Below are 25,961 nucleotides of genomic sequence, written 5' to 3'. Positions count from 1 at the left end.
AGAGGATAGGAGCGTATAGTCATGAAATTCCGTCCCTTGCATGACCGCGTGGTGGTCAAGCGGCTTGAGGAAGAGCAAAAGACCAAAGGCGGGATCATCATTCCGGATACGGCGGCAGAGAAGCCGCAGACCGGCAAAGTCGTCGCAGCAGGCCCCGGCGCCATCGGTGACGATGGCAAAGTGCACCCCCTTGACGTCAAGAAGGGCGACAAAGTGCTGTTCGGCAAGTGGTCGGGAACCGAAGTCAAGATCGATGGCGATGACCTTCTCATCATGAAGGAGTCGGACATCATGGGCGTTCTTAGCTAACCCAAGACCCAATCAAATTAGTTGGTCCACTTGCGGAAACGCCGATGAGTCGGCGCCGCGGAGGATTGATCCAGAACGGAGAGTAGTTCAATGGCAGCAAAAGACGTTGTATTTGCCGCCGAGGCCCGTGAGCGCATGCTCAAGGGTGTCGATGTGCTTGCTGACGCTGTGAAGGTGACGCTGGGCCCCAAGGGCCGCAACGTTATCCTGGACAAGTCGTTCGGCGCCCCACGCACCACCAAAGACGGTGTCACCGTGGCCAAGGAGATCGAGCTCGAGGACAAGTTCGAGAACATGGGCGCGCAGATGCTTAAGGAAGTCGCGTCCAAAACAAACGAGACGGCTGGTGACGGCACGACAACGGCGACCGTTCTTGCCCAGGCGATCGTGCGTGAAGGCTTGAAGGCGGTAGCCGCGGGGATGAACCCAATGGATCTCAAGCGCGGAATCGACAAGGCCGTCGCCGAGGTCGTCGGCACCATCCAGAAGAAGTCGCAAGAAGTCTCGGGCTCCTCGGAAATCGCGCAGGTCGGCACCATCTCTGCCAATGGCGAGAAAGCCATTGGCGACATGATCGCCCAGGCGATGAAGAGAGTTGGGAATGAGGGTGTCATCACCGTCGAGGAAGCCAAGAGCTTGGACTCCGAGCTCGAGGTTGTCGAAGGCATGCAGTTCGATCGTGGCTACATCTCGCCCTACTTCGTCACAAATGCCGAGAAGATGACGACGGAACTCGAGAACCCATACATTCTCATTTACGAAAAGAAGCTATCGGGGTTACAGGCCATGCTGCCGCTGCTTGAGTCGGTTGTGCAGTCGGGCCGTCCGCTTCTCATCATCGCCGAAGACGTCGAAGGTGAAGCGCTCGCCACACTGGTGGTCAACAAGCTGCGCGGTGGTCTGAAGGTCGCGGCTGTAAAGGCGCCAGGCTTCGGCGATCGCCGGAAGGCGATGTTGCAGGACATCGCCATCCTGACCGGTGGTGAAATGATTTCCGAGGATTTGGGGATCAAGCTTGAAAACGTCACAGTCGACATGCTGGGCAAGGCCAAGCGCGTCAGCATCACCAAGGACGATACGACTATTGTTCGTGGCGGCGGCAAGAAGGACGCTATCGAGGCACGCGTGTCTCAAATCCGTCAACAGATCGAAGACACCACGTCGGACTACGACCGTGAAAAGCTGCAAGAGCGTCTCGCTAAGCTGGCAGGCGGTGTTGCGGTGATCAAGGTCGGCGGCGCCACCGAGATTGAAGTGAAGGAAAAGAAGGACCGCGTTGACGATGCGCTGAACGCAACCCGCGCAGCCGTCGAGGAAGGCATTGTGCCCGGCGGCGGCGTCGCTCTGCTTCATGCGTCAAAGTCGTTGAAGGCCAAAGGAGAGAACGACGACCAGGAAGCCGGCGTCAACATCGTTCGCCGCGCGCTCCAGGCACCAATTCGACAGATCGCCGAGAATGCGGGTGTCGAAGGCTCTATCGTTGTCGGGAAGGTTATCGAGCAGAAGTCGCCGACCTTCGGCTACGACGCCCAAAACGATACCTATGTCGATCTGATCGCCAAAGGCATCATTGACCCCGCCAAGGTCGTCCGCACCGCGCTGCAGGATGCGGCGTCCGTCGCGGGACTTCTCATCACGACGGAGGCCGGCGTTGCCGAGACACCGAAGAAGGATGAGCCCATGCCAATGCCTCCGGGCGGCATGGACGGCATGGGCATGATGTAGTCCACGCCATCGAGGTTAAGAAACGAAAGGGCCGTCCCGATGGGGCGGCCCTTTTTTCGTCTAAGCGAAGTTAGCGCGTGGCTCGACAACCACTATCAGCGGGCAGGTTCGACGACTCGCCCCACTCATTGGCCGGCACTTTTGGGAACGACTTTCCAAAGTCCTGCTTCACCATCTCGAACTTGAGTGGGACGTTAGAGTTCTTCGGAAAATCGATAATCCAAAAGTAGTCGTTATTGTCTGCGGGCCACTCGAGCGGCACGCCCGGTAGAATGTCGAGGCGAAACAGCTGTCGGAGTGTCACCGCGGCCTCCCGCTCGAATCTCGCCTCGTACTCGGGATCGGCGATGTGCCGGCGGTCCCAAACCATCACGATCGTCTTATCCCTGAGCGCGGGATTGTTGAGGATGTTGCCTGCGGCCTCGCGCGTACGGGCGTGCAATGCTTCCTCGAGCTTCTTCGGGTCGCTTTGTGGCAGCACTGAATAGTTAATGATCGGCTTGCGCCAGCTCCAAGAGGCGGGCGTTGCCGTGGCAACTGTCGTGGGCGTTACAGCAAAGAAATACGCAGGCGGCGCCTCTTCGGAAAAGAACGACTTCGCGGCTTTGTCTCCGAGGTAGTTGTAGCGCAGCCCCTGCGCTCGCTGACTCCCGACTTCGCAGAGCCGCCAGTCATCTGCCGCTTCGGCGCTTGTGAGGATCACGATACGCGCGGGCGCGGCCGCGGCTATAGCGGTTGTTGCGAAAACAATGACGCTGGCTGCAAGAATACGAAGCATCAGAAGACCCACCTTTCGTAGCGATGCAGAATGCTCACGACGCAGCCTGCTCGGCGACGCGCTTTAGATTGGCCATTTGGCGCCTGAGAATACTCATGGTCAGCGGCTTGAATAGAAAGCCGAGGACCTTCGCGAGCAGCGACTGCAAGGTAAGGTCGGCCGTGTAGTCGAGCTGTGTTCCTCGTTCAGTCGGAGCTAGCTTGTAGCGCACGTCGACGCCGAACCGGCCATCCGTTAAACGCACGCCGAGCAAACGCTCGGGATCATATGCCGTGATCAATCCGTCATATGTCTTCTCATGCCCGCCCTCCTTCAACGTCTGACGGAAGCGCGTGCCGACGGGATCTTCGCTGTTCCGACCGTCAGGGTAAGAGATATCGACCACTTCCGTCATCCAAAGCGGCAATTTGGTATCGTCGTACAGAAAAGACCAAGCGACGGGCACCGGCGCGGTGATCTGATTTTCGAACGTGATCTGCATGACCGACGAAGCGTAGCCGCCCCCTTGGCATGCTGCCAGGCACTCCAACGAAAACGTGATTAAGTCGACAGCGCCGCGAAGATCGCCGACCTGAGCTCATTGGCCCGGCCGTCCCAAATTGCACGCTTCGCCGCTAAGAGATGCGCCTGCGATTTCAGAATCAGACCGTCCTCAAGAACTTTCAGATTGTTTGCCTTCAACGTCGTGCCGGTGCTGGTGATGTCGACAATGAGCTCGGACGTACCGATCGTCGGCGTCGCCTCCGTCGCCCCAACGCTTTCGACAATACGGTACCCCGTGACGCCCTTCTGCGCGAAGAACCGCCGTGTGAGATTCATGTATTTGGTGGCGACACGCAGTCCCCGGCCGTGGCCACGGGCAAACTGCTCGGCCACATCCTCCAGGTCTGCCATTCGCGATACGTCGAGCCAGCATTGCGGCACAGCCACAATGACGTCGGCGTGGCCGAAGTTCAGAGGCGTGAGGAACTCGACATGACTCTCCACGTCGTGCACGCTTTCGCGCACAAGATCCTCGCCCGTAATGCCGAGATGCACGCGGCCTGAGCGCAGTTGGTGTACGATTTCCGCAGCGGATGTGTACTCCACCTCCACATCCGGCAATCCTTCGAGCTGGCCGCGATAGCCGCGCTCGTGTCCCTTCACGCGAAGCTGAAAACCGGCAGCCTTGAACAGGCTCGCGGCCTTCTCTTTGAGCCGTCCTTTTGAAGGGACTGCTATGACAAGCGATGGCGCGCTCATGACGGCGTCCTTCCCACGGCGGCCAATAGGCGCTCGGTGTGAATGGCAGCACCAACGGCCGGCACCGGGTGTGGCGCACCAAGTGCGCTCAACAAGTTGTCGTATCGACCCCCGCCAGCCACAGGCTCGGTTTGGTCCATGCCCGGCGCCTCGATCTGAAAGACCAGGCCGGAATAGTACTCAAGCTTGCGGCCGAACTCCGTTGTGAAGATGGCATTGGACAAGTCGACGCCCTGCTGTTCCAGCAAATCGAAACGGCCGGCAACAGCATACAGAGCGGCATCGATATCGAGCCCGGCGCCGTGCGCGATCATGGCAACTTTGTCGACAGCTTCGCGCGGCGGCGCGTCCACGCCGAGATAGTACTCGATGACAGTTGCGACTTCTCTCGGCAGCGTATCTGCATAGAGATCGGCCGCCTTATCGCGCAGGCGGGCGGCGATCTCCCGAAGGCTCCTGTTACCCGAAATCGGGACCCCTTGTGCCTCAAGATAGGTGGAGACGATATCCTCCGCTTCCTTCTGGCTCTTGCCGGCAAGTTTCTCGCCGAGCGCCGACAGGATACGGTCAGGCTCAACGCGCTCGCCTTTCGCCAGCCGATCCACAAGCGAATGGAAACTCGGCGGGCGCCAGAAATAGTGCCGGAGCTTAAGCCGCCAGCGCTCTGGCAGATCCAACGCATCGATCAACGCATAGAAGAGAGCAATGTCTCCAAAGCAGACCTTGTATTCAGACAGACCCGCGCTTCGTACCGCTTCCACGGCGAGCAAGAGGACTTCAACATCGGCGGCAGCCTTCTCTCGCGCACCGAAACACTCGACACCCGCTTGGCGAAACTCCCGCGGGTGTACAGCACTAGGGCCGAGCGGCTGAAAGCGGAACGCGGGGCCATTGTAGCAATAACGGGCTTCCTCGTCCGCGCGTGGGTGGCGCTCCAGGTACAGACGCGAGACGGGCACTGTGAGGTCGGGGCGTAAGCACAGTTCTTCGCCTGCAAGATCGGTGAAGACATAAGAGCGGGCTCGGACCTGCTCGCCGATCTGATCTAGGAAAACGCTTGCGGGTTGTATGATTGCAGGGGCAACGAACTCGTACCCCGCCTCACCGAACAGCGCCACGAGATCGCGCGCCTGGCCCTCCAGGGCCTCGAATGCTTTGGCGGGCTCGGCGGTCATGACGTTACGCCTTGTATCGATCGAGGACTTTGCGCACGCCGGCGACGAGTTCGGCCTCCGGCACAGCAAACTGAGCCTCTGCCTGTTTCTTCAGGTACTCATCGCGATCTTCAATCGCCGTGAGTGTGGCGCCGAGCTTCAGATCCTTGATCTGAACTTCGTCGCGTTCCTTTTCGTCGCCACCTTGAAGGACAACGCAAGGGCCGCCGCGCTTGTCGGCGTACTTCATCTGCGCCTTCATACCAGACGACCCGAGATATAGTTCTGCACGAATGTCTGCATCACGAAGCGTCTGAACCATTCGCTGATAGTCGCTGAGGCGGTCTTTGTCGAAAACCAACACGACCACCGGCCCGGGAACGTCATCGCCCTTGTACTTGCCGAGAAGCTGAAGCCCGAAAAGAAGTCGCGACACGCCGACCGAGATGCCGGTCGCTGGCACACGCTCGCCCGTGAAACGCTCCACGAGGCCGTCATAACGACCGCCGCTCATGACCGAACCGAGCCGGATCTCCTGCCCACGTTCATCCTTGATGGTCGAGGTCAGCTCGGTCTCGAAAACAGGGCCCGTGTAATACTCAAGGCCTCGGACGATGGACGGATCGAAGCAAATGCGATCAGGACCGTAGCCTGCTAACCGGACCGGTCGCTCCACCTGCTCAATCATCTCATTCAGCGCGTCCTCATACGGGAGGTGCGCCAATCCGCCGTGTTCGTCAGGAACCCCGCCCGAGTTCATAGTGATCTGGTCGAGAATCGGTCCAAGCGACTTGAAGTCCGTGGACTTAAGGACCGCAACAATAGCATCAATCTGGTCGTCAGTTAAAAGCGCGCCTTTAGTGAAGTCACCACTTTCATCTTTTCGACCTGGTCCAAGCAGGTCTCGAACTCCGTCAATTCCCAACCGATCAAGCTTGTCCATCGCCCTGAATGCGATCAAGCGTTTAGAGGCATACGCTTCTCCCTGAAGTCCGATTGCCTCCATTACCCCGTCGAGCACCTTGCGGCTGTTGACCTTCACCACATAGTCGCCACGCGGCACGCCAAGCGCTTCCATAGTATCGGCCGCGAGCATGCAAAGCTCGGCATCTGCGGCGAATGACGGCGCGCCGACTGTGTCCGCATCGAACTGCATGAACTGGCGAAAGCGGCCTGGCCCCGGCTTCTCGTTGCGCCAGACGAGGCCCGTCTGATAGCGGCGGAAGGGCTTTGGAAGCTGCCGAAAGTTCTCGGCAAAGTAGCGGGCTAGCGGCGCGGTCAAGTCATAGCGCAGCGATAGCCATTGATCGTCGTCGTCCTGAAACGAAAAGACGCCCGCGTTTGGGCGATCTTGGTCGGGCAGAAACTTCCCGAGCGCATCGGTGTACTCAATCGCCGGCGTCGACAATGGCTCAAATCCGTAGAGTTCGAACACGGATTTGATCGTCCCGAGCATCGCCTCGGTCGCGCGAATCTCTTGTGCCGCAGAGTCCTGGAGGCCTTTCGGCAAGCGCGCTTCGGGACGAGAGTCGCGGGGACGAGTGCTCTCTGAACCCTGCCCGGGCTTATCGGCTTTCTTACTCATGAGGGATGCGGCTGTTTCCAATGGCTCTAGCCGCCGCGTTCTAGCCCATCACCTGCCAGCCAGCAAGCAACCGCACCTTAATCGGCTAGGGCTTTTTCCTTGGCCGAGACCTTGGCCATCTCAACCAGCGCTTCGATGGGATGGGCGCTTCGGCGCAACTTAGACAATGCCGGCGGGCATGGGCCACCCGTCGCCCAATCGAGCATCTCCACGGTATGGACGATTGGGATGTCCGTCCCTGACTTGATTTGGGTCATGCAACCGATATTGCCCGTAACAATAACATCGGGCGCGATGGATTCGATGTTCTTGACTTTGCGGTCTCGAAGTTCCCCGGACAGCTCCGGCTCTACAATGTTGTAGGTTCCTGCAGAGCCGCAACATAGATGCCCCTCTGGAATCTCCGTCAGGGTATAGCCTGCTTGCTCCAGGAGCTGTCGCGGCAACTGATCGAGCTTCTGCCCGTGCCCCAAGGAGCAGGCAGAGTGATAAGCCACTTTCAGTCCCGTCCACATGACGGGCGGATTGAGCGAAATCTCGTTTAAGAACTCTGTCGCGTCGCGCGCCAGCCCCGCCACATATTCTGCGCGTTCTGCATACCCGTGGTCGCGCTCGAGTAGATTGCCATAGTCTTTGAGCATCGTGCCACAACCACTTGCCGTCGGGATGATGGCATCCAGGAGTCGCTCGCGCATTACCGCTGTCAGCGCATCGATATTCCGCCGTGCGAGGCTGCGTGCCTGCTCGTCACGGCCCAAATGGTGCGGGAGCGCGCCGCAACACCCCTCGTCCTTAACCACCATCACGTCCACGCCGTGCCGACGCAGAAGGCGAATCGCCGCCTTGTTGATCTGCGGGGCGAGCACCTCTTGAACGCAGCCCAACATGATGGCCACACGCTTGGGCTGGGGCGACTTTGGGTTATAGGCCGACCGTGGTCGGAGGATCTTAAGCTTCAGCGCATCGGGGGGGACTAGATCCAACGCCGCCGCGATACGTTTCATGCCGATCTTGCGGATCAGGTCGCGGAACGGTCGAGCAAACCACCCCAAGACCAGCATCGCCTTGAAGCGGCTTGGATAGGGCAAGACCCGGCTCAAGAAGGCGCGCATCGTGCTCTTATTTGGGCTGCGGTGACCGCGTTGTTCGATGCGGGTCCGCGCTAGATCGACGAGGTGCATATAGTTGACGCCACTTGGGCAAGCCGTCATGCAGCCGAGACACGACAGACAGCGGTCGATGTGGTGTACGGTCGTCGCTGGCACATCGCGCGATTCAAACATCTGCTTCATGAGATAAATGCGCCCGCGCGGACTGTCGCGCTCATCGCTTGTCAGGACATAAGTCGGGCAAGTCGCCGTACACAGCCCACAATGAACGCAGCGGCGCAGAATTTCGTCGGCGCGCGCAATCGTCGGGTCGTCAAGCTGAAGCGGATTGAAATTCGTTTGCATCGTGTATCGTTACATCTGCCGGTAAATGCGGCCCGGATTGAACAGCCCCATGGGATCGAAGGCATGCTTCAGTTTTGCCGCTAGGGCATCGTGCGGCCGCTCAAGAGGCTGAAACACATCCGTCCCGTCGCGAATTGTCTTGTCCGCTCTCATCAACGTGGCATGTCCACCAAACTCCGCAAGCTGACGACGGATATCGACTGCCGCGGCGTCAGTCAAAGATGGTGTTTCAATCCACATGAGACCGCCCGACCAATCATAGGCAACACGAACATCGATCTTGCGCGCGAGATTGCTCACAAGCGTCGCGGCTTTGCTGGGGGATGTTGAGACACGCCAAAGCGGGTATTTTGTGTCTTGAAACACTTTCAGAGACCGAATGTCTCTCCAAAAGGCCCGGCTGCGTTCGCTCTCAAGTTCGACTGACGGATCGTACGCCAGCAGAGCCTGGCGCAATCGGCTTGTCCGGTATCTCGCCGAGGCCGGAAAGCTTTCGACTCGTATAGCGGTTAAAGCGCTGCCATTCCCTGCAAGCTCGGTATCCGACAACCTTGCGGCCAGCGGTCCCTGGAGATGCACCGTCCCTGAAACCTCATAGGGCGTTCCCATGGCCAGGCAGAGGGCTTCGACGGCAGCGTAGTCTGCGAGCCCATAAAAGATAAGCGTCCGCGTATCTCTCTGTGCAGGTTGTACTTTCATGGCAATCTCGCACATCACGGCCAGCGTGCCCCAGGATCCCACAAGTGTGCGGGCCACGTCGTAGCCGGTGACGTTCTTCATGACTCGGCCGCCTGACTTTACGATTTCGCCGCGTCCGTTCACCGCCGTAAGGCCAAGAACGTGATCGCGTACCGCACCCTTCAGAATGCGGCGGCTGCCGGAAATGTTCGAAGCAACAAGGCCCCCAAAGGTGCCATCGCCTGGGCTGTAACCGAGCACCGGCGCGAGATCGACAGGCTCACACGCAAGCTCCTGGTCATTCTCTGCAAGAGCCGCCTCGATTTCGGTCAAGGGCGTGCCCGCCTTGGCTACAACGACAAGCTCAGTAGGCTCATAAAGGCTTATACCCTTCATATTCTCGGTGCTGACGATCGCGCCCGCCCGAACCACGTGACCTAGCTCGCGCTTGGTGCCTTTGCCCATAATCTCAAGCGGCGTCCGCGATTCCGCGGCTTGGATTACAAGCTGCGACAGCTCATCCTCCGTTTCCGGAGCATAGAACCCAAGGCGCATATGGGCGGTCACAGCCGACCCTCGCTTTCAACAGTCTGTATGTCGTCCGAGAGGTCATCCTCCGGAGGCAGGCCATCCGAAGCCGCGTCAAGACGAGTCAGCTCCAGACTCGGCTTCACAGCATCGCGCCCGAGAATTGGAAACACTTTACCCGGATTCAAAAGCCAGGCCGGGTCCAGTTCTTCCTTAATTCGAACCTGCTGGTCGATATCCTCGTCTGTATACTGTTCATACATCAACTCTCGCTTCTCGATGCCCACACCGTGTTCGCCTGTGAGGCATCCGCCGAGTTCGACACAAAGCTTCAAAATCTCAGCGCCACAAAGCTCAGCCCGCTCAAGCTGACCGGGGTCGTTGGCATCGTAAAGTATCAGGGGATGAAGATTGCCGTCTCCTGCGTGGAAGATATTGGCTACGTCGAAACGGTATTTACGACATATCAGGCTGACGCCATCCAGGGCCTCCGGCAACGCCGCCAGCGGAATGACTCCGTCCATACACATGTAGTCGGAGATTTGCCCGATCGCACCGAAGGCCGCCTTGCGGCCCTTCCATATCAGAGCGCTCTCTTCAGTGGACTGGCTCCGCTTCATGCTGGTCGGATTATGGTCCTGCGCAATATCCTCGATCTTCTCCAAGAGATACTCGATCTCATCTTCGGACCCCTCAACTTCGACAATCAGCGCCGCTTCGGCATCGAGAGGGTAGCCCGCAGGCACAAAGTGTTCACAAACATGGATTGCCGGCCTGTCCATGAATTCGATTGCCACCGGGAGGATGCCTGAGCCGATAATCGCGGCAACGCAGGAGGCGGCGTCCCTGGTGGAGTCGAAGCCTATCAGCACCGGTCGCGCGCCCTCCGGCGCTGCAAGCAGTCGGACAGTTGCCTCCGTCACGACACCCAGCTGTCCTTCGGAGCCCGTTATGAGGGGCAGAAAATCGTAGTTAGGTGCATCAAGATGGGACCCGCCGAATTCGACGATCTCACCATCAATCATAACCATGCGCACGGCGAGCAGGTTGTTGACCGTGACTCCGTATTTGAGGCAATGCGCTCCACCGGAATTCGTCGCGATGTTGCCGCCGACTGTGCAGGCGATCTGGCTGGACGGGTCGGGTGCATAGAAGAAGCCCTGGGCAGAGGCGGCCTGGGTAATCGCAAGATTGGTGACGCCAGCCTCTACGCGCGCGACCCGGTTGGCTGTGTCGATCTCCAGGACTTTGCTCATACGCGATAGGCAGAGAACGATGGAGTCTTCCAACGGCGTAGCGCCGCCGCACAACGAGGTACCCGCCCCGCGCGGCACAACTTTCACCTGGTTCTCATAGCAGAAGCGCAGGATTGCCGAGACTTCCTCCGTATTCGCAGGAAGAACCACCGCGAGCGGCAACCGGCGATAAGCAGAGAGCGCATCAGACTCAAAAGTACGCCGCCCTTCCAGATCGGCGATCATCAGCGCCTCGGGCGCCAATCTCTTGAGTTGTTTAACCACTTCGTTCCGCCGAGCCATGACGACGCGATCGGGATCTGGAAGGGTCACAGTGGACATGTCTGCACGCTCCGAACCGCCTAGGGGCAACAGAGATGATGGATGCTCATAACTCTTCGCATTTTCCGAGGCTGAAGAGCAAGCTGCGCTCGCAGTGTATCAAGGCATGGGCCCAAACAAAACGCGGCAGGGCCTGGAACCGTCCATGGCCAGTCGCTCAGGGCCCCACTGGCGTGGCGTCGCCAGGCGGCGGCGGGGGTGGTATCGCCTCCTCGGCCTTTCGGACCTTCGGATTGACTGCGTTTTCGCCATCGACGCCGCCCGACCTAAACGCCTCTATGTCCTCAAGTACCTCCTTGAACAGGTAGTCTCGAACGCCCTCTTCCTCTGCCACCTGTTTCCAGCCCTCGCGCAAGGCTTCCTCAACGTCGTCGGGTAGGCTCAGGATTCTGACACTATCCTGATTGGCGAACGCCGTAAGCGCTGCCGCTTGGAGATTGGTGCTTGCCGACAATGTCTTCTGAAGCATTTCGCCGCAGGTCCGCTCGATAAGCGACTGGCGCTCTGGACCAAGAGAATCCCATCGATCCTTATTAATCAGGAATTCGAAGACCGTGGCGGGCTGTATCCAACCCGGCTGGTAGAGAATCTTCGCAGAATCCTGAAGGCTGTTAGCCCGATCCACGGCTGGCGTATAGGCCTCCGCAGCATCGATCTTCCCCTCTGAAAAAGCCTCTCCAATTTGGCTGCCTGGAAGCAAGACCGGGACGGCGCCCAGGCGCATCATCACACGAGCTCCCAGCCCAAAAATACGTATGCGCAGGCCGTCCAGATCGTCAACGGAGGTGATTTCATCCACAAACCAGCCGCCAGCCTCGGCGCCGCCGAATGCGCACGGAATGACATGAACCTTGACCTTGGCTTGATCGTACATTTCTTGATAGAGAGCACGCCCATGGCCACGGTTGAACCAATCTCGGTACTCTTTGGCCGTAGGGCCGAACGGATAGCCACTGAACAAGCTGGCCGCAGGCAGCTTTGCTGCCCAGTACCCGGCCGTTGAGAACCCAGCGTCAACTTTGCCGTCTGAGACCTTGCCCAAGATCTCGAATGGAGCCGTGCCGTCACCGGGTTCCTTCAATTCCAGCTGTATGGCTCCGTCAGAACGCTCCCTCAGGAGCCGGGCCAGGTCGCGTGCAGGCGTTCCAAGGCCCGGGACATGCGTTCCATAGGCTACGGGCGTCTCAAGCGTGACCGTTTGGGCGGGCGCTGCGATCGTTTCGGCCAATAGAGCGAGCCATAGGCCACCTGCTACCAATGCTTGAAATGCAGCACACCTCATCGCGAATCGCCGCCGGCTAGGCCTCCTTACATAAGGAGCTTGGCCCCAAGATCGAAAGACCTCAACCCGTTGCTTCCGTTTAGATCGCGCTTCCGCTATGGTTCGTCCAATTTTCCGGCATGTATCATCTCGTTAGGCTAAGCTTTTGAGGGCCTGACGCAGGACGGGTTCAATGAACTTCGCCGTTTGGCTCATCGAACGCCCCCGCTGGTTCAAGCGGATTCTCCTAATCGCAAATGACTTCGTGATGCTCGGCATTGCGTTGTGGGCAGCCTATTCCTTGCGGCTTGGCCGCTTCTATGTCCCCGAAACCTGGCAGACCCTGCTGCTATTCCTCGCTGCGCCCGTTATCGGCGTCTTCGTTTTTTATTGGCGTGGCTTGTACAAACTTGTCACTCGGTTCATCGGCCCATCTGGCACCACGCAAATCTACGTCGCCGTTATAATCGCCGCGGTACTTTGGGCGCTCATCGTCTACTTGAGCGGCGTAAAGAATCACCCGCGTTCGGTCGTCGTGATTTACGCCTTGATCGCGGCAATACTAATCCGCCTTACCCGGCAATGGGCTGGTTCCACTCTGCTCAAGGCTGCGCCACAGTATCAGCCGATCCGAACCGACATCCAAAAGAACGTCATTATTTACGGAGCAGGCTCCGCTGGCATTCAGCTTCTCCGTGCGCTGAACGAAGTGGGCACCCATCGCACAGTCGCCTTTATCGACGCCAGCCCGTCGCTGGCCGGCCAGGTGGTGCATGGGGTCAAGGTCATCCGGCCCGAAAAAGTTGGCAAGGTGATAGCGGACGAAGATGTCGACGAGGTCCTACTTGCGGCACCGTCCGCTCTCCGCAGCGAGCGCCGTGTCGCACTTAGAATGCTCGAACAATATCCCGTCGAAGTAAAGACACTGCCTGCACTGGAGGAGATCGCATCCGGTCGTGTCGAGGTGAGCGATTTGCGGCCAATCGATGTGGAGGATCTCTTGGGCCGCGATCCAGTGACGCCGGATACGGCTCTCTTGGCGTCCCAAGTTCGCGACAAGTCGGTTCTCATCACCGGCGCAGGCGGCTCTATCGGCTCTGAACTCACCAGGCAACTCTTACAGCTGCGACCGAGGAAACTCGTGCTGTTCGATGTTTCGGAGCCGGCCCTGTACGATATATCGCTCGAAATTAGCGAGATGCAGCGACGCATGCAGGTCGGCTCTAGCAGCACCGGCGAGCAGACTACGGTCGTTCAGGTTCTTGGCTCGGTGCTCGACCGCGACCTCGTGCGCCGGATTATCGACAAATACGATGTAGAGGTCATCTATCACGCTGCCGCTTACAAGCATGTGCCCATCGTCGAAATGAACCCTTCCGTCGGTTTGCGGAACAATATGTTCGGCACACTCGTCGTCGCCGAGGCCGCCCGAGATGCGGGCGTGGAGCGGTTTGTACTGATCTCAAGCGACAAAGCCGTTCGGCCCACCAATGTCATGGGGGCTAGCAAGCGCTTGGCTGAGCTTATTCTGCAAGCTCTCGCCGAGGATCCGAGCAAGACGACGTTCACAATGGTACGCTTTGGCAATGTGCTTGACTCATCCGGCTCCGTCGTTCGGTTGTTCCGTAACCAGATCAAAGCGGGTGGACCGGTCACCGTCACCCATCCCGAGGTGATCCGATACTTCATGTCTATCCCCGAAGCCGCTCAGCTCGTTATCCAGGCTGGGGCCATGGCCGAAGGGGGAGAGGTTTTCGTGCTGGAGATGGGAACGCCGGTCAAGGTCGACGACCTAGCGCGCACGATGATCCGTTTATCGGGACTTGAAGTTAAGGATCAGGATCATCCGGAGGGTGATGTTGAGATTCGATACATCGGACTGCGCCCTGGCGAAAAACTCTTTGAGGAGCTGTTGATCGGCGAGGACGCGACGGGCACTGACCACCCGCGTATCTTCAAGACCTCCGAACCCGTTCTTGCGTATGAAGACCTGGTCGCCGCACTGCAACGGTTCGAGAAGGCGATCGCGAGCAACGATCTCACTGAAGTCCAGGCGATGCTGCGCGCCACGGTGGAAGGCTACGCGCCAGGCAGTGCTGCAGCCGCCACAGCGCCCGGAACCGACGAATGGCAACCGCAATCGCAAACTCTGCACTGACCCTATGGACGACGCCAACGTTGTTTTGAGCGCAGTCGTGGTCGGCGCGAGCGCCATTTTGAGCGCAGCGCTCATTTTCTTACTCAGGCCGTTTCTGCTGCGCCACTTAATGGCGCATCCAAACGAACGCTCTTCCCATGCCCGCGCGACCCCAGAGGGAGCCGGCTTTGGCGTGATGGGAGCGATCTTTCTGGTGAGTCTTGGGCTTGCCGTCGGCACGCTGCCAATGGAGCCGATGCTCGTTCCGGTTCTTGTCGGTGCCGCGGTCCTCACAATCCTCGGCGGGCTCGACGATGCACGGCCGCTACCCATCGCCTGGCGGCTGCTGGTCCAAGGTGCCGTGGCGCTTGGCATTGTTCTCACCTTGCCCCAGGACTTTCGAGTCTTGCCTACCATGCTTCCCGTCGGTGCCGAACGAGCGCTCCTAGTCTTTGGCATCGTTTGCTTCGTGAACGTCGTGAATTTTCTCGACGGCCTAGACTGGATGACGGTCGCTCAAGCCGTCCCGATGTCATTCGGCATAGCAATCCTCTGGTGGTTAGGGTTCGTCCCAGAGGGAATTGGCCTTTTGGCGCTTGCGCTGCTTGGCGCCATGCTCGGCTTCGCTATCTTCAACAAGCATCCAGCCCGCATCTTCTTGGGTGACTCCGGTAGCCTTCCCATCGGACTGCTCTTGGCCACAATGCTCATATGGGTTGCACACGCGCATTTCGTCTCCGCCGTCTTGCTGGCCCTCTACACTGTTGCCGACAGTGGGCTGACGTTCTTTCGACGCTTGCGGGACGGGGACAAGGTGACGGACGCTCACCGCTCCCACTTCTACCAGAGAGCGACGACCGGTGGATTCAGTATACCCGAGGTCAGTTCACGCGTCTTTCTAGTGTGCTGTTGGCTCGCAGCTCTTGCGATCGCGGCGGCGCTGGGCCGGTCTCTTTTTACCGATTTGCTCGCGCTTTTGCTTGGCACTGGCGGCGTTGCGCTTGTACTGATCGGTTTTGCGCGGGGACGCTGAGAAAAAAATGCGAATTCTCGTCACGGGCGCCACTGGGTTCATTGGCTCGAGCCTCGTACCGGCATTGGCAAGACAGGGCTATTTCGTTCGAGCGGCCGCCCGCGATCTTTCCTGTCTTGCGGCAGGCCCCAATATTGAACCCGTCGCGATGCCAGATCTATCGACTAAGGCGGATTGGTCCGAAACACTCGACGGCGTCACGCACGTTGTGCATCTCGCAGGCATTGCTCACGCCCCGGGGGCGCTGCCAGACCATGTCTATTCCCGCATCAACACCGATTCTGTGGTCAAACTTGCGGAGCAGGCAAAGGGACATGTCGAACGTTTCGTTTTCATGTCGTCGGTCCGCGCGCAGGCAGGGCTTTCGTCGCCTACCCCGATCACCGAAGCCGACACGCCCTCGCCGACGGAAATCTACGGCTACACCAAGCTCGCGGCCGAACGGCAACTCGCTGCAAGCGGCGTTGATTTTACGGTACTTCGGCCTGCAGTCGTTTACGGGCCTGGCGTGAAAGGCAATATTGCCGCGCTCGCAACCATAGCCAAGACACCGATGCCGCTACCGTTCGGCGGATTGGACAATCGCCGGTCCCTTGTCGCGATCGAGAACCTCATTTCTTCAGTGACCCATGTTCTTCGATCCGAACAGACTCGCAACGAGACCTACTTGGTCGCCGATGCTGCCCCGATCAGCGTCGCAGGGATCGTCGGCGCCATGCGCGAAGGACTTGGGCGTCCGCCACAGCTCGTGAAGATGCCCAGCAGAGCCATCCGCCGACTGATGAAATCTTTCGGACGCGAAGACGACTGGGAACGCGTATGCGGAGCATTCGAGATCGACCCATCGAAACTTATGGCAACGGGCTGGAAGCCCGAGATAGAAAGCGCGGAAGGCATCAAGCGTATGATGCGCCTATCTCATGACCAGGCGACCTAGCGATCAATCAAACTCGCATAGAGTTCTGCCGTCTCCTGACCGATTGCTCGCGAGGAGAACTTCTGTTCGGTGAGCCGCCGGGCCGCGGCCCCATAGCGACGCCGAAGGCTTGGATCGGCCGCAAGCTTGCTCATAGCCTCCGCGAGCGCGCTCGCATCATCGACAGGGACCAAGAAACCAGTCTCTCCCGGTATAGAGATTTCCCGGCAACCGGGCACGTCCGTGGCCACCATGGGCCGGCCGCACGCGGCGGCCTCCAGCAAGCTCTTGGGAAGACCCTCACCGCCGCGCGAAGGCTGCACGGCAAAATGTGCTCGTTCCCAGACCTCCCGTACGTCCGTCACGTGGCCTAGCCAAGTAATGCCATAGGCAGAGGCAAGCTCTTGCAGCTGTTCAGGCGCGAGTGACCCAGGATTCTCTGGATCGCAGTCGCCCGCGAGCAGCAGATGCAGGCTCAGCGTTTCGCCGCTGGACATGCCGTCGGTTGCCTGTCTGAAGGCATCGATCAATGTCAGCACGCCCTTGTGCTGAAGCATCCGGCCGACGAAGGCCGCCGTGACTACACCGTCGGGCTCTGGGAGAGGTTGGAACTTCTCGATGTCGACACCGGAGCCGGCGATGATTTTGATAGCCTCTTCGGGCACACCCAGACTTGCAACAAAGGTTCGGTCTTCTGGGTTTTGCACCACTGCCATCGATCGGTTTCGCCGCAACAGCCGACTTAGAGCCATTACCACAAGCTTTCGTGTGACCTGGCTCGCGCCTCCGCCATGGACGAAAAGCGCACCCATGCCTGTGAGACTGTTGACGATCGCGGTCTCATTGAGGCCGAAGCCCGCTATGGTGCCCAGCAGGACCGGCTTCAAAGCCACGTTGTGAACAATATCTGGCTCAAGCTCGCGCATGAGGCCGCGTAAGTGCAACACGGCCGATAGGCTGTCAAAGGCTGAGATGCTGCCGCGGTTCCAGCTCAATCGATGCGGGACGAAGCCCTCTGCCTCAATTGCGGCCGCACCATCAAGAATTCGGGCTGCCACGTGCACCTCGAAACCCGCCGATTGGGCCGCACGCGCCATAGGCAGGCGGTGCGATAGGAAATACCAATCTTCCGTAACAATGTAGAGGATACGCCGCGCCATGGCCCATGCTTTAGCCGCTCACGAAGCCCGCCGCAATTTCGCCGTGCCCCTAGGTTCTTTGGTGCCGGGGCGTGTGACGGCGGAGTCACGGTTCTGACTCAAAAATTGCCCGAACTGGCGGGCGAATCTGGCGCCGACGAGCAAATCGCGCTAGAATTAATAAGTTAGCGGTCCTGATTCTGGATCAGACTTGGCGAGGTGGGACTCGCTAGACGAGGGGTAAGATAGATGCGTGCTACTTATTTTGCGCTCGTAGCTTCGGCGAGCTTGGGTCTTGCACCCGTCAGCGCTGGCGCTTTCGAGATCCAGGGCGAGAACGCGGAGATTCCCACAAGCACGGCAGAGCATCTTGGCCTCTCGCCAACGCATTCCTTGCCCCAGTTCGAAGGCAGCTCCTTGGCAATGCCTTTTGCCAATAGCGGCGAAGCCTCGGAATTTGCCTCAGATTATGGCAATGCCATTGCCATTCCGGCCCCAGGGATCAGCCAACCTACGCCTGCGTGGCGCTCTGGCCCCTTTTTCCGCTAGTCGGCCATTTTTCTTAGCTGTATTGCTGGGCTGGCGTTGTCCCACGGGGACGTGACTTGCTGCGCGCACACCCCTGTGTGAAACAGCCGCACGATGCAGGACTTTATTGCCCTCCAGCGCTGGCTTTACGAGGGTATGGCGAGCGGACTGAGCGATGTCGCTGATGGGCGCTTTCCAGCGCTTATCGCCGCCATGGGCGCCGCGGTGCTCTTTGGCGTGCTTCACGCGATGATGCCCGGCCACGGCAAGACCATTCTGTTCTCCTATCACCTCGGTCAAAAAGACAGCTTGCTGTCCAGCATCCTGAATGGCGCCATCCTCGCGCTCACCCATGTTGGGATCGCCATAGTGCTGGTGCTTGCCGGCTTCGCTGTTCTCTCACGGGCCTTCGCCTATGGCGGGCGCACACCCCAGTTGGAACTCGCGAGCGGTATCTTGGTCGTTCTCATCGGCGCTTATTTGCTCTGGCGGGCCGTTGGACGCGCGGCCACGCTGGATGCGGACAAGGCGCCCCCGCAAGAGGGCCGGACCCTCGCTTTTGTGACGGGTCTGGTGCCCTGCCCGCTGACGACTTTCATCATGAGCTACGCGCTAGCGCGCGGTCTGCTTTCGGCAGGGTTTGCGATCACCGCCGCCATGGCGGCCGGGATGGTGCTGACCATTTCCGCCGTGGCTGTATTGGCGACGGTCTCCCGCGAGCGCCTCCTATCGTTCTTTTCGCGGACAGAGCGGCTCCGGCGGTGGCTTGGACGCGGTTTGGAGATTGGCGGTGCAGGGCTTGTTGTGCTTCTTGGCGTTTGGATGATCATGGGGGCACAGTCGACCTGAGCGCTACCGTGCGCCCTGCTCTTCCATCAGCTCCTTCGTCAACACCTCGATGAGAGTTTTGATCTGCGGATTTGTGGGATCGGCTTTGGCAAGCCGCTGCGCATAGTCCAACGCGCCTTTCAGATCGCCGTCATCACGAGAAAGATTTACGAGAATGGACAATATCTCGACATTGCTCGGGTACTGCTCCAGACCCGATTTCAAAACGTCGATGGCTTCGGCGCGCTTTCCGAGTGACTCAAGTCCAACAGCATATACATAGAGGTAGCGCGCACGCGCCGGTTCCAAGTCCGCCGCACGCGCCAAAGCCGTCACAGCCTCTTCTGTCTTGTTTAGGCGAACGAGGGCCAAGCCCAGAGCATGGTGGAGCCCGCCATCATTCGGCGAAGAGCGCAAAGCAGCCCGAAGCACATCGACACCCTCTTCATCGCGCCCTTGCGCGCGATACAAATCTGCGAGATTTACTGCAGCAGGCGCAAAATGGGGGCTGAGTTCGACAGCTGTCTTATATGCGGCCTCAGCCTGATCGAGTTCTCGCTTGCGAAGGTGGTATCGCGCCATAAGCGACTGTGATTCCGGCCGATCGGCATTGAGTCGCTGCGCAGCCACGAATTCCTCTTCGGCCTTCTCAAGTCTGCTCCGATCGCTTGCTGAGAGATTTCCGTCTGGTGTCCCAGCAAGCAGGAAGCCAACCTTCGAACGGACACCGCGCACTGGATCGTCCAAGAGTTGCGCAATGAGCGGCCAGAGCTGCGCGCCGGGGGCCGCCTCCAAATGATCGAGCGACGCGATCCGGACGAGAGGGTCAGGATCTGACAGTCCCTGTCGAACGATGCGCGCCGTTTGCCGCGATGGATAAGCGGCCAGCGCTTCGACAGCACTCGCACGCACAAATGCCGGAGTTGCGGCATCGTTTGCGACGTCCGCTAGCAATGCAGCCGCGTCGGGCGAGCCTGTCCACGCTGCGTGGAACGCCGGGCCAAATCTCTGATGACCCTTACGCTCCGGGCCGTACCAATCTTCGATGGCATCGGCCGCCCATTTAGCGCTTTTGTCCGTGTGGCAATCTGTGCAGGCATTGTCGACGCCTAGCGTCATCGACAGATCCGGCCGCGGCACGCGGAAGGAATGGTCGTGCCTTGTATCGATGACCATGAACTCACGCGATGGCATATGACAGGATATGCACGTGGGCGCATCGGCGCCTTGGTGATGTGTGTGGCTCGGATCTTGATAGGTCCCGGCGTGGCACTGCATGCAGACATTCGCGCCCGGCGCAAGCAGCTTGGCACTGTGCGGCTCGTGACAGTCGCTGCATGTGACGCCTGCCTCAAACATCTTGGACTGTTTAAACTGACCGTAATTGTAGACTTCGTCGAGCATTTGTCCGTCAGCCTGGTAGAGGCCCTGCGAGATCAGCGACACGTCGTGACTGTCTGACAGTGGCCGGCCCGGTACGAAGGCTTCGGACAGGATCCCCCGGCGCGCGTGGCAGCGCCCGCACATCTCGACTTCCTTGCGGACGCTCATAGGGGGTGAACTACGGATGGGCTGCTTGGTTTGTGGATCTAGCGACCAAGAAATTCCCTCTCGCTCGTTGAAGCGAGCTAGAAGCCCCAGCGCGTCGTCGCCCGCTGGGGACATGCCCCCCTCCGCCCAGGCGACATGGGCGGACCCTTCTCCGTGACACGCCTCGCATCCAACCGTGATTTCTTTCCAGGTCGTGTCATAGCGTTTCGTCTTCGGGTCGTAGTCCTTGGCAACGCCGGTCGAATGGCACTCGGCGCACATGAAGTTCCAGTTTTGATTTAGCTTGGTCCAATGAAGCGGATCGTCATGACCAATCTTCTCGTACGGATAGAGGTGGAACCAGCGCTGGCCCCCTTGTTCTTCCGGCCGGCTATCCCACGCAATCGTCAGGGCCTGAACGCGCCCATCGGGAAACTCGATAAGATATTGCTGCAACGGGTCGAGACCGAACGTGTACTTGACCTCAAAGGTCTCGAGCTCACCACCCGGACCATCGGTCTCGACAAGAAACTTGCCATCTTTTTTGAAGAAGCGAGAAGTGATGCCGAAATAGTCGAAAGTCGTGTCGTTGAAGTCTGCGAGCACCGTGTCAGTCGTGGCGTGCGCCATCGCATGAGCATGTTGCGAGGGTTGCCAATTCTCTCCCACTTCTTGGTGGCAGGAGATACAGGTCTCGGTGCCGACAAAACTTAGTGGAGTGGCTGGCCCTGGTCCCGTCGCAGACTTGCCCCCGGTGTCCGCCGCACGGTCGGCCGGTACAGCCGGGTGTGAACCAGTGACGTTGAGGATGAGCCCCACGGCGAGAAAGAGCGTGGCCGCGAGCGCAGCGAACCCAACTACCAAATAGACCTTCGAACGCTGCGGCAGCGGAGATGCGCCCGCAGTCCTTGATGCATTTTGCGGCTGCTTATCCGAACCGAGCGTTTCACGTTGGCTGTCCAAACTAGCTCCGCTCTCTCGATTGGGCATGGCCCCCAATCACAAGGCCCTCAGATGAAGAACGGGCAGGTGCGAGCACCTGCCCATTACATCAAAAGCTTCAGTTGTCAGCGGCATGACCGCCAGCAACACTATCATGGGCTAAAAGCCATCCACGCAGTCTCCGGTTAACGACAAAGTCGCATCTCCCGTCGTGATACCACCGCGGATCTTTCCGGTCTTCGTCGAGATGGCTGCACTCCAGGAGCGAGGCGACTCGTCGTTGTCACCAAGGCCGTGCAGGAGAATAATATCACCCTTTTGCAGTACGTTTTTCAGGTCGACTCCGCGCGGCTCGCTACCGATGTCGTCCGACGTTATCCTATCCTTGTCGAAGTCCAACTTTAGCACCGGCGCCAGGTTCGCGAAGTCGAGCGAAACACGCTTACAGCCCGCAACCTCCGTGCATTCGTAAACGTCCGTAAAGGCACACAAGTAGGTGCCCTCGGCGGCGGAAACAGTTGCCGGAGCCGCAAGCAGACAAATGAGCCCGAGGCCCGCTTTTGAAATTATCGATCGCATAGTCTGAGCTCCTATTGGGTAACAACGTAGCCGCGGCCTTCGAGGCATAGCGCCCCGGCCTTGAGATAGTCCGCATACAGAGCATTCAGCCTGCGCACATCGGCGGAGGTGCGCGTATTGCCAAAGCCTCCTGCGGTCCAACGAGGATCTGTTCCACCGGCCTGTTCGTTCAGTGCGGTCGAGACCTCCATAATCGTCTTTGTTCTGATTCCGGCTTGTTGGGCTTTGAAGGTTGCTGTCGGATCGAAGTTCGTCTGCTGCACAGCCCATTCGTGGCAGGCGACCCGATCCTTTCTGATTTGGGCGTCGGACGCACCTTCCTTGTAAACCATCAATGCCTGAGCATTGGCGACGGAGGCAGTGCCCGCGGCCATCAGCATGACCACCGCACCACACAAGACGTGGCTCAATCGTTTCATAGATCCTCTCTCCTTGGGTGGCGCCGCCGGGGCGCCTTGTTACTTAGTACCAGCCTGGCACCATATTCGGCCACCCGTTCCCGGGTGCCCAACCCTACCGCTGCTATATCGCCTAGTCCGGACCATTCAGCAACGGATCTTTCTGAGGAAGTCTTAGGACGTGTCGATATCCTAGCCCCCCTAATTGACTTCAGGAAACACCTCCTTCCAGTCATTCTTCATGTCGGTAACCGTCCAGCCACGATCAGCGGCTTCATCCAGCGCCTTGTCGAGCCGCCCGACGTGCGACTCGCGATCATAGGCGTATTCCCGATCCACGTCTGTGTGATGAAGAATAAGACCGAAGCGCGCGCCATCGCCCGACGTGACCCATTCCAGCATCTCAAAATCGCCGTCTGAGTTGCCCGAGGCGAAGATCGGCCGTTTTCCGATGTGCTGATTGATTCCGATAGGCTTGCCAGCTTTGTCGTTGATGAAGTTTGTCTTCGGTAGGCGAAAAAGTATCGGCGGCCCATCGACGACGTCATACTCAGTCTGGATACTAGATCCGATGACCTGCGCTGGCGGAATTCCGTAGACCCGCTCAGACCAAGTTCGCAGGAATTCGATACCGCCCCCGGATACGATATAGGTCGTAAAGCCGTTGGAACGCAGGTAATCCAACAACTGCAACATAGGCTGGTACACAAGCTCCGTGTACTTCTTATCGAAGCGCGGGTGTCTAGCTGTCTCCACCCAGTCGGCAACGGTTTCTCGAAACTCCGATGCCGACATACCGGCGTGGCTCGCCGCAATCAGCTTTAGCAAACCCTCCTTACCCGACGCCAAGAGCGTCTTCACGTCCCCTTCGATCGCAGCCTTGAACGGTTGCTCATTTTGCCATTCCGGATGCTTTGGGGCCAAAGCCCTTACCCTATCGATGGCAAACAACAACTGAAAATAGACGGGCTTCTCGGCCCACAGATTCCCATCGTTATCAAACACAGCAATGCGATCTGCAGGCGGGACGTAGTCCGGACTGCCCTTATCCGTCACCTTCTCCACAAATGTTATGATCGCTTTTTTGGTGGGACCGTCGTTCCAGGACGGCAGCGCATCCGCCGCATGGGCCATATTGATGGGAGCAAGAATTGCCGTAAGCAGAATCAACAATCGAATAAAGGCCAAGGGCAATCCTCTAGTGTGTTTGGATGGCGAGGGATACCGTCCCTCGCCATCCATTGGCCAACACAGCATTGGTCTGACAGCCGTCGCTACTGAGCGCCGCCTGGAGCGGACAATTTTTCCATGACCTGGTCGAGACTGAAGCTCGCCGGCTTCTGCCTCGGCGGGTACTCTTGGAACGTCTCAAGGAAATTGCCCACATAGGCTTGCGCCGGCACCAGTAGGAACGCGCGATCGATCAACCAATCGTAGTAGGTATTGGACGTGATTGATGCCCGCTCGTATGGATCGCGGCGAAGGTTGAATATCAGAGGCACACGAAGAGGGACGAAGGGCTCCATCCAGACCCGGAACGTGCCAGGCGACTTCTGCTCCATGAAGATCATTTTCCAATCCTCATACCGCAGAGCGGTCATGTCTCCGTCATCGGAGAAGTAAAAGATCTCCTTGCGGGGACTGACGTCGGACTCACCCGTCAGCATGGGCAGCATATTGTAACCGTCCAGATGAACCTGATAGGTTCGTCCAAGCGATTCGACGTCACCCTTCAGAAGCTTCTCCTTAATGTCCGGCTCGCCCGCCGCCGCGAGGAATGTCGGTAGCCAATCCATGTGATGGGCAATGCCGTTCGTCACGGTGCCCGGCTCAATCTTGCCGGGCCAGCGAACAAACGCAGGCACGCGCCAGCCGCCCTCCCAGTTTGTGTTCTTCTCGCCGCGGAACGGTGTCGCGGCAGCATCGGGCCAAGTGTTGTAGTGCGGCCCGTTGTCTGTTGAGTAGAAGACGATGGTGTTGTCAGCAATGCCTAGCTCATCGAGCAGTTTGAGGAACTTGCCGACATGCATGTCATGCTCGACCATGCCGTCGGAGTATTCGTCCTGACCGGAAATGCCACGCAAATCCGATTTAACATGCGTGCGGAAGTGCATGCGGGTTCCGTTCCACCACACGAACCAAGGATTGCCAGCTTCCGTCTGCTCCTTGATGAATTCGATCGCGCGATCCGATGTTTCATCGTCCACCGTCTCCATGCGCTTCTTGGTAAGCGGGCCCGTGTCTTCAATCTTCTGCGTGCCGTCGGGCTGGGCGAATGAATGGATCACCCCGCGTGGTCCGAATTTCTCGCGGAAGCTTGGGTTCTTCGGGTAGTCCTCGTTTTCCGGCTCTTCTTCTGCATTCAGATGATAGAGGTTGCCCAGGAACTCATCGAAACCATGGTTGGTGGGAAGGTGTTCGTCACGGTCGCCCAAATGGTTCTTGCCAAACTGCCCGGTCGCATAGCCTTGAGCCTTCAGCAGGCTGGCAATTGTTGGGTCCTCCACCTGCATGCCGAGTTCCGCGCCTGGGAGGCCGACCTTCGATAAGCCCGTGCGGAAGACGCTTTGGCCGGTGATGAACGAGGAGCGGCCCGCCGTGCAGCTTTGCTCTCCGTAGTAATCCGTGAACAGCATCCCCTCATTGGCGATCCGGTCGATGTTCGGTGTCCGATAGCCCATCAGGCCGTTTGTGAAGGCACTAATGTTGGATTGCCCGATATCGTCGCCCCAAATCACGAGGATGTTTGGCTTGCCGGCGCCGGTTTCTTGCGCAAGGGCAGGCGCTGCGGTGACTGTGAAGGATAAGAGCACTGCCGCAGCTATCAGTAGTCTGGCTTGGGGGAGCCTTCTAAGTACATGAGTCATTCGACGCTTCTCCGACTTTCGGCCTCAAATTCTTTTGGCGTGCCTATATGCTTGTCAGTGCTGACCATAGGACGGGGCTATCAACATAGCGCCTTGGTCGCCCTATCTCTAATCGACTTTAGGGGACTGGGGCTACAGGATTCCGACAGGAAATACCTTTGACCGGGCTCGCATCGGTGTGGAACACTCGCCATCCGGCAACGCGTTAGACGGCCAGCTACATTAGTCCTCTCGTAGCGGTGCCTACGCCTAAAGGCGCGCTTGATTTCCAGCCCATTGTCTGCGCAGATGCACTACGCAACTGTCGGTTTCGACCCTCATCGCGTCAGAAGGATTGCGTGCGCCATGGGCGACATCGCCGTAGAGGTACTCGAGAACGCTCTTCGTGTGACCCGGACCGGAACGTCATATGTTGTGACGTACCAACGAAATCCTCAGTGGCGAATGCTTGAGTCCAGTGAACTCTTGACTGCCCCAGACATCAGCGTCTCGGAGGCCACATTTGCAGCGAAAGCCTGGAAAGCCGCTTATAGCGAAGCCAAGGCACTCGGCTGGATCTGACCACGCCTCATCGCGAGCGTTTAGCCTAAGTTTTCCGAGATCTAAGAACACTTTTGGATGCGGAAAACCCCTGCTGTCGGGGGATTTGCAGATTCTGGGGTACGGCTAACGCCCCGCCTCCCTCTCCAAGGTTTCGCGTCCAGTCTAGAGTTGGCCCGCGATGTGGGCAGACGTGCCCCAAAGCAAACAACCCCGGCCAGGAATTCCTGGCC

23 protein-coding genes are annotated in these 25,961 nt (G+C 58.7%); 8 read left to right on the top strand and 15 right to left on the bottom strand.

Features of this window, described 5'->3' with window-relative positions:
• Positions 1-21 precede the first annotated feature (21 nt).
• Both groES and groL read left to right on the top strand, forming a co-directional pair.
• On the top strand, positions 22-309 hold the full coding sequence (gene groES / locus AC33YF_RS02560; RefSeq protein ID WP_491775631.1) for a co-chaperone GroES: 288 nt from the start codon (positions 22-24) through the stop codon (positions 307-309).
• Positions 310-399: 90 nt separating this feature from the next.
• Complete coding sequence (gene groL / locus AC33YF_RS02555) at positions 400-2,034, top strand: chaperonin GroEL (protein ID WP_491775630.1); 1,635 nt, start codon at positions 400-402, stop codon at positions 2,032-2,034.
• 70 nt (positions 2,035-2,104) lie between these two features.
• Here the strand turns inward: groL and AC33YF_RS02550 are convergent, their stop codons facing one another.
• The 9 genes from AC33YF_RS02550 to AC33YF_RS02510 form a co-directional block, all read right to left on the bottom strand.
• Complete coding sequence (locus AC33YF_RS02550; RefSeq protein ID WP_491775629.1) at positions 2,105-2,812, bottom strand: hypothetical protein; 708 nt, start codon at positions 2,810-2,812, stop codon at positions 2,105-2,107.
• Between the two features lie 34 nt (positions 2,813-2,846).
• Complete coding sequence (locus AC33YF_RS02545) at positions 2,847-3,293, bottom strand: SRPBCC family protein (RefSeq protein ID WP_491775628.1); 447 nt, start codon at positions 3,291-3,293, stop codon at positions 2,847-2,849.
• A 59-nt stretch (positions 3,294-3,352) separates the two neighbouring features.
• Complete coding sequence (gene hisG / locus AC33YF_RS02540; protein ID WP_491775627.1) at positions 3,353-4,054, bottom strand: ATP phosphoribosyltransferase; 702 nt, start codon at positions 4,052-4,054, stop codon at positions 3,353-3,355.
• Positions 4,051-5,229 carry an ATP phosphoribosyltransferase regulatory subunit gene (locus AC33YF_RS02535; RefSeq protein WP_491775626.1) on the bottom strand — a complete coding sequence of 393 codons (1,179 nt, stop codon included), beginning with the start codon at positions 5,227-5,229 and terminating at the stop codon, positions 4,051-4,053. The genes hisG and AC33YF_RS02535 overlap by 4 nt, the downstream gene beginning before the upstream one ends.
• 4 nt (positions 5,230-5,233) lie before the next feature.
• Positions 5,234-6,793 (bottom strand): histidine--tRNA ligase, encoded by a 1,560-nt coding sequence (hisS, locus tag AC33YF_RS02530; protein WP_491775625.1) that lies wholly within the window; start codon positions 6,791-6,793, stop codon positions 5,234-5,236.
• Positions 6,794-6,870: 77 nt separating this feature from the next.
• Complete coding sequence (gene glcF / locus AC33YF_RS02525) at positions 6,871-8,247, bottom strand: glycolate oxidase subunit GlcF (RefSeq protein ID WP_491775624.1); 1,377 nt, start codon at positions 8,245-8,247, stop codon at positions 6,871-6,873.
• Positions 8,248-8,256: 9 nt separating this feature from the next.
• A complete protein-coding gene (glcE, locus tag AC33YF_RS02520) occupies positions 8,257-9,492 on the bottom strand; it encodes a glycolate oxidase subunit GlcE (protein WP_491775623.1) in 1,236 nt (411 codons plus the stop codon).
• Positions 9,489-11,030, bottom strand: a complete 1,542-nt coding sequence (locus AC33YF_RS02515; RefSeq protein ID WP_491775622.1) for an FAD-binding oxidoreductase — start codon at positions 11,028-11,030, stop codon at positions 9,489-9,491. Before AC33YF_RS02515 ends, glcE begins: the two co-directional genes overlap by 4 nt.
• 157 nt (positions 11,031-11,187) lie before the next feature.
• Positions 11,188-12,258, bottom strand: coding sequence for a TRAP transporter substrate-binding protein (locus AC33YF_RS02510; protein ID WP_491775621.1), 1,071 nt, complete (start codon positions 12,256-12,258; stop codon positions 11,188-11,190).
• Between the two features lie 226 nt (positions 12,259-12,484).
• Between AC33YF_RS02510 and AC33YF_RS02505 the strand changes: the two genes are divergently transcribed.
• Genes AC33YF_RS02505 through AC33YF_RS02495 form a run of 3 tightly spaced genes read left to right on the top strand, consistent with a single transcriptional unit; the run spans position 12,485 to position 16,398 of the window.
• Positions 12,485-14,449 (top strand): polysaccharide biosynthesis protein, encoded by a 1,965-nt coding sequence (locus AC33YF_RS02505; RefSeq protein ID WP_491775620.1) that lies wholly within the window; start codon positions 12,485-12,487, stop codon positions 14,447-14,449.
• A 4-nt stretch (positions 14,450-14,453) separates the two neighbouring features.
• Positions 14,454-15,461 (top strand): MraY family glycosyltransferase, encoded by a 1,008-nt coding sequence (locus tag AC33YF_RS02500; protein ID WP_491775619.1) that lies wholly within the window; start codon positions 14,454-14,456, stop codon positions 15,459-15,461.
• A 7-nt stretch (positions 15,462-15,468) separates the two neighbouring features.
• Positions 15,469-16,398, top strand: a complete 930-nt coding sequence (locus AC33YF_RS02495) for an NAD-dependent epimerase/dehydratase family protein (protein ID WP_491775618.1) — start codon at positions 15,469-15,471, stop codon at positions 16,396-16,398.
• Here AC33YF_RS02495 and AC33YF_RS02490 read toward each other — a convergent pair.
• Positions 16,395-17,537 (bottom strand): glycosyltransferase family 4 protein, encoded by a 1,143-nt coding sequence (locus tag AC33YF_RS02490; protein WP_491775617.1) that lies wholly within the window; start codon positions 17,535-17,537, stop codon positions 16,395-16,397. The two genes, AC33YF_RS02495 and AC33YF_RS02490, sit on opposite strands and share 4 nt — an antisense overlap.
• Positions 17,538-17,765: 228 nt before the next feature.
• Here AC33YF_RS02490 and AC33YF_RS02485 point away from each other — a divergent pair, with 228 nt between their 5' ends.
• On the top strand, positions 17,766-18,065 hold the full coding sequence (locus AC33YF_RS02485; protein WP_491775616.1) for a hypothetical protein: 300 nt from the start codon (positions 17,766-17,768) through the stop codon (positions 18,063-18,065).
• 93 nt (positions 18,066-18,158) lie between these two features.
• On the top strand, positions 18,159-18,893 hold the full coding sequence (locus AC33YF_RS02480) for a nickel/cobalt transporter (protein ID WP_491775615.1): 735 nt from the start codon (positions 18,159-18,161) through the stop codon (positions 18,891-18,893).
• A gap of 3 nt (positions 18,894-18,896) precedes the next feature.
• On the opposite strand, the gene AC33YF_RS02475 is transcribed toward AC33YF_RS02480, so the two are convergent.
• The 5 genes from AC33YF_RS02475 to AC33YF_RS02455 all read right to left on the bottom strand — a co-directional run bounded on the left by AC33YF_RS02475 (position 18,897) and on the right by AC33YF_RS02455 (position 25,188).
• Positions 18,897-21,365, bottom strand: a complete 2,469-nt coding sequence (locus AC33YF_RS02475) for a tetratricopeptide repeat protein (RefSeq protein ID WP_491775614.1) — start codon at positions 21,363-21,365, stop codon at positions 18,897-18,899.
• A 138-nt stretch (positions 21,366-21,503) separates the two neighbouring features.
• Positions 21,504-21,923, bottom strand: coding sequence for a hypothetical protein (locus tag AC33YF_RS02470; RefSeq protein WP_491775613.1), 420 nt, complete (start codon positions 21,921-21,923; stop codon positions 21,504-21,506).
• Between the two features lie 11 nt (positions 21,924-21,934).
• Positions 21,935-22,342, bottom strand: coding sequence for a hypothetical protein (locus AC33YF_RS02465; RefSeq protein ID WP_491775612.1), 408 nt, complete (start codon positions 22,340-22,342; stop codon positions 21,935-21,937).
• A gap of 180 nt (positions 22,343-22,522) precedes the next feature.
• Entirely contained in the window at positions 22,523-23,455 is a 933-nt protein-coding gene (locus AC33YF_RS02460; protein WP_491775674.1) for an HAD family hydrolase, read from the bottom strand.
• Between the two features lie 140 nt (positions 23,456-23,595).
• Positions 23,596-25,188 (bottom strand): arylsulfatase, encoded by a 1,593-nt coding sequence (locus AC33YF_RS02455; RefSeq protein ID WP_491775611.1) that lies wholly within the window; start codon positions 25,186-25,188, stop codon positions 23,596-23,598.
• Positions 25,189-25,533: 345 nt separating this feature from the next.
• Between AC33YF_RS02455 and AC33YF_RS02450 the strand changes: the two genes are divergently transcribed.
• Positions 25,534-25,749 carry a hypothetical protein gene (locus AC33YF_RS02450; RefSeq protein WP_491775610.1) on the top strand — a complete coding sequence of 72 codons (216 nt, stop codon included), beginning with the start codon at positions 25,534-25,536 and terminating at the stop codon, positions 25,747-25,749.
• The last annotated feature ends 212 nt before the right edge of the window (positions 25,750-25,961 follow it).

The sequence above is a fragment of the Methyloceanibacter sp. genome, from assembly GCF_058506495.1.
Note: the sequence above shows the minus strand (reverse complement) of the source record. Positions and strands in the feature narration are given on the sequence as shown.